The organism is Bacillus cereus group sp. Bc031, assembly GCF_027716265.1.
Classification (GTDB): Bacteria; Bacillota; Bacilli; order Bacillales; family Bacillaceae_G; genus Bacillus_A; species Bacillus_A paranthracis.
Genome location: NZ_JAQFUL010000134.1, coordinates 1 through 8,104, shown reverse-complemented (window position 1 = coordinate 8,104; position 8,104 = coordinate 1). Strand labels below are relative to the sequence as shown.

Here is an 8,104-nt window from a genome sequence, read left to right as displayed (position 1 = left end):
AAAGTACATTACGTGTTTTTTAGTTTGTTTGAACGAAAGTTCATTTTGTTTTCGTTCTTAAGTTGATGGGCATGTGTTTTTACCCAAAACTTTCAATATCATATATAATCTTGAAATAATATGAATTTTTCAGTGAAGGACGGGAAAGAGATGGTCAGATTTCTTGGTGTTATTATTGGTTCTATTATTATTGCGATTGCCTTTAATCTTTTCCTTATCCCCCACAAAATTTTAAGTAGTGGAATTGGCGGAATTGCTATTATTTTAGGGATTGTAACTCCTGTAAACACAGGTATTATTAACTTTGTATTAAACTTACCTATCCTTATTTTAGGATACATAGGTCTTGGAAAAAAAGTCATTTTTAACACGATTGTCTCTGTTATTGTATTATCTGTTGCATTATACTATGTTCCAGTGAAAGTCGTAGCAACAGATCCACTTTTATCATCTATCTTTGGTGGTGTTATTGCCGGAGCTGGTATCGGTCTTGTTTTTAACTGTAATGGATCAACTGGTGGATTTGATATTATCGGTATGTTGTTATCTCGCAAAAGAGATATTAAACTTGGCGGATTCCTTATTATTTTAAATGCAGTCGTTGTAATCATTGCAGGATTCTTCTTCACTTGGGATGTTGCTCTTACAAGCTTACTTTCGATTTATGTAACTGGTAAAGTTATTGATGCTATTCATACGAAACATCGGAAGGTTACACTTATGATTGTAACAAATGAAGCAGAAAAAATGAAAAAACAACTTCTTTCAACTGTTGTACGTGGCATTACATTACTTGATGGCGAAGGTGCTTATTCTAGCGAAAAGAAACGTGTACTTATGACAGTCATTTCTCGTGAAGAATTAGCAAGTATGAAATTAACAATTTCTGAAATTGACCCTCATGCATTTGTTAACATTACAGAAACGGTTGAAGTATTAGGATTGTTTAGAAAAGGTTAAAAAACTAGGTGGATTTCCACCTAGTTTTTATTTTCCATAAATTCAATTCGATTTCCGAACGGATCTGACACATAAAATCGAATTACATCTGGTCGTGCATGATCATCTATTACTTCAATGCCTTGCTGTATTAACGCTTGTTTAAATTCATCTATGTTTAAAACATAAAAAGCCGGATGTGCCTTTTTAGCTGGGGTAAAGTTTTGCTCAACTCCGATATGAATCTCTTGATTTCCACACTTAAACCAGCACCCACCGCGCTTCTTTAATTCCTCTGGCTTTGGGATTTCCTCCATACCAATTTTATTACTATAAAACTCTCGCGCTTCTTCTTCACACCCTACAGGCGCAGCTACTTGTACATGATCGATCCCTTGAATATAAGTTCTCATTTTCTCTCCCCCTCTTCTACCCTAATGTTATAAGGAAAACCTACTCCTGTAACTTACAAATGATTTATAAAACAATATAAGCTCCCCTTATTACCACCCTATACGTACTTTTCCAAAATAAAGAAAACAAAATTTATTATATAACTTCCATTTTTTATAGAAATACACGTTACATCTATATTATAGTTATGAATAGACAAATCTTTTTAGATGCTATTTGTACGGAGGAACTATTATGAGTCGTAAAAAATATTCATCAACTCAAAAAAAACGTCATCCGAACATTTCTAGACGTTTGCGAAACCATATACAAGATCGTTCATTAGCAGAAATGTACGCATCTCTGTTCGAACACAACCCTGATGGTATTATTTCATTAAATTTAGAGGGAATTATTATACACACTAATCCTTCTGCTGAAAGAATACTAGGTTACACTTCTTCAGAATTAGAGCGAAAAAGCATTACCTCGATTTTAGAAGCTCATATTTCTGAGCAAGTATTACAAAATATAAAGAATACGGAAGCGGATAATCAACAAGAGTATATTTTATCTATTTATCATAAAGATGGATTCTTATTAGATGTCGTGACAAAACTAGTTCCTATTTTTGTCCAAAATCGTCTAACTGGCGTATATGCCATTATGAAGCCTCTTGAAAAATCAGAAAGAATTGAGAAAAAGCTGAAAGAAAGTGAGAAGAGATTACGCACATTAGTAAACTCCATGCCTGCGTTTGTTATATTTAAAGATCATGAAGGGCGCTGGCTTGAGGCAAATGACTACGCACTTTCTTGCTTCAATTTCCATCATGTACCTTACCACGGAAAAAAAGATAGTGAACTCATTCAATATAATGAAGCGTACCGAGAAGCTTTTTTACATTGTGAAGAAGTCGATGAATTAGCATGGCAACAAAGACAAATTCTTCATGGTGAAGAATTTATTATTCATAGAGATGATTTCGACCTAATCTTAAGTATATCGAAAGTTCCTCTCTATCACCCTGACGGCTCCCGTAAAGGTCTTATCGTAATGGGAAGAGATATTACTGAGCTAAAGGAAACGGAAAAGTTATTACGAAAATCTGAAAAGCTCGCAGTAGTCGGACAACTGACAGCTGGAATTGCTCATGAAATTCGAAATCCACTCACTTCTCTAAAAGGTTTTCTAACATTGCTACTTCCTGAAATAAATGAGGAGCAGAAGTGGTATATCGATGTTATGTTAAGTGAAATTTCACAGATGGAATCTATCACGAGTCAATTTATGGCGATGTCTAAACCACAAGTATTAGCAATCCAAACTTGTAACATACAAACTTTAATTGAAGAGGTAGTTACATTTATTTTACCAACCGCAATTATGCATAGCGTTCATATCATTATGGATCATTTTGATTACGTATATGACATTCAATGTGACGGTAACCAATTAAAACAAGTTTTTATAAATATATTAAAAAATGCGATTGAAGCAATGCCAAATGGCGGAAATATTTTCATCCAAACAAAACCATTAGAGGGTAATTTCATCTTAATACGGATCATCGATGAAGGTTGCGGTATCCCAGAAGATCGTATCTCCCGTTTAGGCGAACCTTTTTATAGTTTAAAAGAAAAAGGCACAGGGCTAGGATTAATGATGTGTTACAAAATAATTGAAGAACATCATGGTAAATTACACATTTCAAGTGAATTAAATAAAGGTACGGTCGTTGATATTCACCTACCACTTTCTTCACCTCACCTTGCAATCCAGTCTTAAATAATAAAAGAAGCATCTGCTAACGATTAGCAGATGCTTCTTTTATTATTTATACTTATAGAACTGTTTTTCCATACCATTCTTTTGCTTTTTCTACTTCACCCATCGTTAATTGATGTCCTCTATTTTCCCAATGCATTGTTACATTAGCGTTTGCATTTTCTAATAGTAGCTTCAATTCCTCTGACTCAGAAGATGAACAAATTGGATCATTTGTCCCAGCAGCAATAAACACGGATTTCCCAGCTAAATTAGGCAATTGTGTTCCTCTTCTAGGCACCATTGGGTGATGAAGCACAGCACCTTTTAACGCATTTTCGTAGTGGAATAATAAGCTTGCCGCAATGTTTGCTCCATTTGAATAACCGATAGCTACAATGTTGTTTCTATCAAATTCATATGTTTTTGCAGCTTCATCTAAAAACTCATTTAATTCCTTCGTACGGAAAATAAGATCCTCTTCATCAAAAATACCTTCTGCTAATCGGCGGAAGAAACGTGGCATCCCATTCTCTAATACATTTCCCCTAACGCTTAATACCGACGCTTCCGGATCAATTATTTCTGCAAGTGGTAATAAATCTAATTCATTACCACCTGTGCCATGAAGTAATAACAACACTGGTTTTGACGTATCTTTTCCTTTTTGAAAAACATGTTTCATCATAATCCTTTTCCCCTTTCAATCACTTTAATCTAAATTTCTCACTTCAAATGGTAAAAGCGTTTGTTCAATCTGTTTTCTATGTTGTTCATATTGTTCCGGTAACTTTAATTCCTCACCCATCGTCTCTAACGATTCATCATGAGCGAAACCAGGAGGATCTGTTGCAATTTCAAATAAAATTTCACCGTGTTCTCTAAAATAAATTGCGTTAAAATAATTTCGATCTTGTACAGGAGTTACGTGGTATCCAAAACGGGACACATGCTCTTTCCAGTCTAGCTGATCAGCATCGTCACTCGCTCTCCAAGCAATATGATGAACTGTACCAACACCCATTTGACCGCGTCCGATTGTCGATAATTTCAAATCAATAATATTGCCAATATTAGCAGAAGAACGGAATCGAACAAATTCACCCTCTTCTCCAATTTTCTCAAGACCCATGATATGTTCTAACAGTTCAGCAGTTTTTTGAGGCTGCGTTGATAAAAGAACTGCACCGCCAAATCCTTTAATTGCTACTTCTGGCGTAACTTCCCCAAAAGTCCAATTATTTAATTCGCCTTCTTCTCTTTCTACTAATTCTATATGCAAACCATGTGGATCATCAAATTCTAAGTACTGTTCCCCAAATCGAGTCATTTTTGTATACGAAACATCGAATTTTTCTAATCTATTTTCCCAAAACTCCATTGCCCCTTTTGGTACAACATAAGAAGTGATTCCTACTTGACCGTCACCAATAACTCCTTGACGAGCACCTGCCCATGGGAAAAACGTAATAATTGTTCCCGGTTTTCCTCCTTCATTACCAAAATAAAGATGGTACGTACCTGGATCATCAAAATTCACTGTTTGTTTCACTAAACGTAAACCTAACACACCAGCGTAAAAATCTACATTTTCTTGTGGATGCCCTACAATCGCTGTAATATGGTGGATGCCCATTGTTTTCTTTTCCATTTCTTCCACTCCTTTTTTATTCCATTATAAAAATTGCTTTACATTAAGATTCATTATTCATTTTGTCCATACTGACTAGTAAAATCCGTCATGATAATTTTATCTCGAATTCAAGATATCGATTTTAAAATTACACATTAACTTCCAGTTCCTTAAATTATCTCAAATTCGAGATAATTATTAAAAAAATATTTAATCCATTTGAAATCTTTATTCAAAGTACAAATTAACTCGAACTCAAATTTATTATAAGTTACTTACTTTTAGTTGTCAACAAGTTCCTTATTTTCATTTTAAATAAAAAGAGAGTAAACGCCAGTTTCGTTTACTCTCTTCGCTAATCATTTCGTTTCTTCTTCCAGCACTGCTTCCATCTCATTAAATTCACGATGAATTGCTTTAACTGGTTCTTTCGTTAATAAACTTATAACAATCACAGCTAATAAGCTACAGAAGAATCCAGGTACCATTTCATACATAGTCGCTTTTAAACTTGGAATTTGTACCCAAGTAATTACAACTACTGCACCAACAATCATCCCAGCAAGAACGCCCCATTTGTTCGTTCTCTTCCAATATAAACTTAATAAAATGGCAGGTCCGAATGCTGAACCAAATCCTGCCCAAGCATAACCGACGAGTGTTAAAATTGTATCACTTGGATGATACGCTAAAACAACTGCGATCATAGCTACTACTAAAACTGACAGTCTACCGATAAATACAAGTTCTTTATCACTTGCGTTACGACGGAAAAATGTTTTATAGAAATCTTCCGTTACTGCACTTGAAATAACAAGTAATTGCGAGGAAATACTACTCATAATCGAAGCCAAAATAGCTGATAATAAAAATCCAGTAATGTACGGATGGAATAAAATATTTGAGAATGTTACAAAGACCATTTCCGGATCTTGTAATGTCGCATTATTTTTAGCGTAATAAGCAATACCAACTAGACCAGTAAGCATTGCACCTATAATTGAAATCGTCATCCAACCGATACCGATTCTACGAGAAGTTTTCAAATCTTTAATAGAGGTAATTGCCATAAAGCGGACAATAATATGTGGTTGACCAAAATACCCAAGACCCCATGCTAAAAAGGAAATAATACCAAGAATTGTGGTCCCTTTAAACATATCTAAATGCGATGCATCAACTTGCTTAATCGTATTGAATGTTTCTGTTACACCACCGACATCTGTAAAAGCAACAATTGGTACTAATACGAGAGCAATAAACATAATACACCCTTGCACAAAGTCGGTCCAACTTACTGCTAAAAAACCACCGAATAGTGTATAAGCAACTACGACACCAACAGTTACAAATAAACCAATTTTATAATCAAGGTTGAAAGAATTTTCAAACAAACGTCCACCTGATACTAAACCAGCCGACGCATAAAATGTAAAAAATACTAAAATGACGATAGCGGAGACAAAACGAAGTATTTTCGTACGATCTTTAAATCGATTCTCTAAAAAGTCTGGAATCGTAATTGAATCATTAGCCACTTCTGTATACGTTCGCAAACGCGGGGCAAGAATTAAATAGTTTACATAAGCACCTATTAATAAACCTATCGCAATCCACACACTTGATAACCCTGTCGCATACATCGCACCAGGTAATCCCATTAGCATCCAACCACTCATGTCAGAAGCACCAGCTGATAAAGCTGTAACTGCTGGACCGAGTCCCCTTCCGCCTAACATATAATCTGATAAATCGGATGTCTTCTTATAAGACCAATAACCGATATACAACATACCTGCCATATAAATAGCAAGCGAAACCATAATCTCAATCTTCACCAAATCTCTCCCTTAGTTACATAAGCCATTCAAAATTTCGAAAAATGACTTTTTCTATTTTCTTGTTTTCGCTTATGGTTCCCTACCTTAACAAACATTTTTTGTTCTTTCAAGTGAACAGGTGTTTTTTACTGCATGTGAAAACCTTCATAAACGCCTTTATCCCAGTGGATTACCCGGTTTTTAAAAGAAATTAAAGTAAAAATATTCAGAAAATAAAACACCTATTTTTTTAATAAAAATAAGCCATACAAATGTATGACTTTTAATCTATTAAACATAGCTTACTTCTATTTACTAGTAGGAAACAATTCTGAGAGAGGAACTATCCCTCCCATCTCATCTTTAAATACAATATGCTCCCTCGTTAAATGACGCGGACTCTTTACTCCCGCTGCTGCTGCTAACGAAAACAAACTATATCTCATACTAATAATATAATTCATAACTCGCTACTTCTTCTCATACGGATCTAACGCTTTTTGATAGTGCGGATTCGTCGTGGCCACACCAGATGGACATTGGCCAGAGTTACATTGAAGCGCCATAATACAACCGCTTGCCATCATAAAACCACGTGCCGAGTTTACAGCATCTGCACCAATCGCTAAAGCAATTGCCACTTTATCTGGTGTAATTAATTTCCCCGAGGCAAACACTTTGAATTTATCACGAACACCATACTGATTCGCTGTATCAATACATGTCAGTAACGCTGGAATAAGCGGCATCCCCATACTATCTGCCATCGATTTATATGTTGCTCCTGATCCACCTTCTGAACCGTCAATTGTAATAAAATCCGGATAGATATTTAACTCTTTCATCGTTTTAAATAAATCTTCCAACGGCTCCTGCTGTCCAATTACAATTTTCATACCGATTGGTTTCCCGCCAGTTTCTTGCAAACGCTGAATAAAATAAAGTGTATCTGCCGCATTGTTCAAAAATGAAAATCGATTCGGAGAATTAATCGTTTCTCCTACTCGTACATTCCGAACAGAAGCAATTTTCTCATTTACTTTTTGCCCCTCTAAATGACCACCACGTATTTTCGCACCTTGCCCAAATTTCAATTCAAATGCTTTAATATTACTTTCTTTCACTTTCTCCATAAATTTCTCCATTGAAAAATTCCCGTCCTCATCACGGTATCCAAATAGTCCTGGACCAATTTGCGCAACGATATTCGCCCCTGTATGTAAATGTTCTGGAATAACGCCACCTTCACCAGTATTAATCCACGATCCGCCTGCCATTTTCGCTCCAAAGCCGCTCGCTAAAATATAATTTTCGCCAATCGCACCGTAAGAAGTTGCTGATGCCCCAAACATGCCATACAGTTTCCACGGATATTTACGATTTTCGCCGACGATAATTGCATCGTCTTCTTCGTATAACCAAAGATTCGTTGTATCCGCTGTCAATTTTTCTCTTCTTGAAAATAATCCTTCTTTATGTAAAATGTACCCTATAGAATAGACACTTAAAAAAAAGTCTATTCTATAGGGTCTTTCTTGTATAATGAGAGAAA

At 35.4% G+C, this 8,104-nt stretch carries 6 protein-coding genes and 1 pseudogene; 2 read left to right on the top strand and 5 right to left on the bottom strand.

What is annotated here, in order from left to right:
- Positions 1 to 150: 150 nt before the first annotated feature.
- Positions 151 to 960, top strand: a complete 810-nt coding sequence (locus PDQ33_RS27335; RefSeq protein WP_000251335.1) for a YitT family protein — start codon at positions 151 to 153, stop codon at positions 958 to 960.
- Between the two features lie 20 nt (positions 961 to 980).
- Here the strand turns inward: PDQ33_RS27335 and PDQ33_RS27330 are convergent, their stop codons facing one another.
- Complete coding sequence (locus PDQ33_RS27330) at positions 981 to 1,352, bottom strand: VOC family protein (protein WP_001261472.1); 372 nt, start codon at positions 1,350 to 1,352, stop codon at positions 981 to 983.
- 235 nt (positions 1,353 to 1,587) lie between these two features.
- Here PDQ33_RS27330 and PDQ33_RS27325 point away from each other — a divergent pair, with 235 nt between their 5' ends.
- Complete coding sequence (locus PDQ33_RS27325) at positions 1,588 to 3,120, top strand: BA3702 family sensor histidine kinase (protein WP_000087671.1); 1,533 nt, start codon at positions 1,588 to 1,590, stop codon at positions 3,118 to 3,120.
- A 55-nt stretch (positions 3,121 to 3,175) separates the two neighbouring features.
- On the opposite strand, the gene PDQ33_RS27320 is transcribed toward PDQ33_RS27325, so the two are convergent.
- From PDQ33_RS27320 to PDQ33_RS27305, 4 genes and pseudogenes are all read right to left on the bottom strand, one after another.
- Complete coding sequence (locus PDQ33_RS27320; RefSeq protein WP_061131655.1) at positions 3,176 to 3,787, bottom strand: alpha/beta hydrolase; 612 nt, start codon at positions 3,785 to 3,787, stop codon at positions 3,176 to 3,178.
- 24 nt (positions 3,788 to 3,811) lie between these two features.
- On the bottom strand, positions 3,812 to 4,750 hold the full coding sequence (locus PDQ33_RS27315) for a ring-cleaving dioxygenase (RefSeq protein ID WP_229132639.1): 939 nt from the start codon (positions 4,748 to 4,750) through the stop codon (positions 3,812 to 3,814).
- Between the two features lie 341 nt (positions 4,751 to 5,091).
- Positions 5,092 to 6,570, bottom strand: coding sequence for a sodium/proline symporter PutP (gene putP / locus PDQ33_RS27310; protein WP_000687615.1), 1,479 nt, complete (start codon positions 6,568 to 6,570; stop codon positions 5,092 to 5,094).
- A gap of 290 nt (positions 6,571 to 6,860) precedes the next feature.
- A pseudogene (locus PDQ33_RS27305) lies at positions 6,861 to 8,039 on the bottom strand (glutamate synthase-related protein); the annotation flags it as partial.
- Positions 8,040 to 8,104 lie beyond the last annotated feature (65 nt).

Excerpts from the sequence above, each read along its gene's own strand:
- PDQ33_RS27325 (WP_000087671.1), top strand. The coding sequence starts at position 1,588 with ATGAGTCGTAAAAAATATTCATCAACTCAAAAAAAACGTCATCCGAAC.
- PDQ33_RS27330 (WP_001261472.1), bottom strand. The coding sequence starts at position 1,352 with ATGAGAACTTATATTCAAGGGATCGATCATGTACAAGTAGCTGCGCCT.
- PDQ33_RS27335 (WP_000251335.1), top strand. The coding sequence starts at position 151 with ATGGTCAGATTTCTTGGTGTTATTATTGGTTCTATTATTATTGCGATT.
- PDQ33_RS27320 (WP_061131655.1), bottom strand. The coding sequence starts at position 3,787 with ATGATGAAACATGTTTTTCAAAAAGGAAAAGATACGTCAAAACCAGTG.
- PDQ33_RS27315 (WP_229132639.1), bottom strand. The coding sequence starts at position 4,750 with ATGGAAAAGAAAACAATGGGCATCCACCATATTACAGCGATTGTAGGG.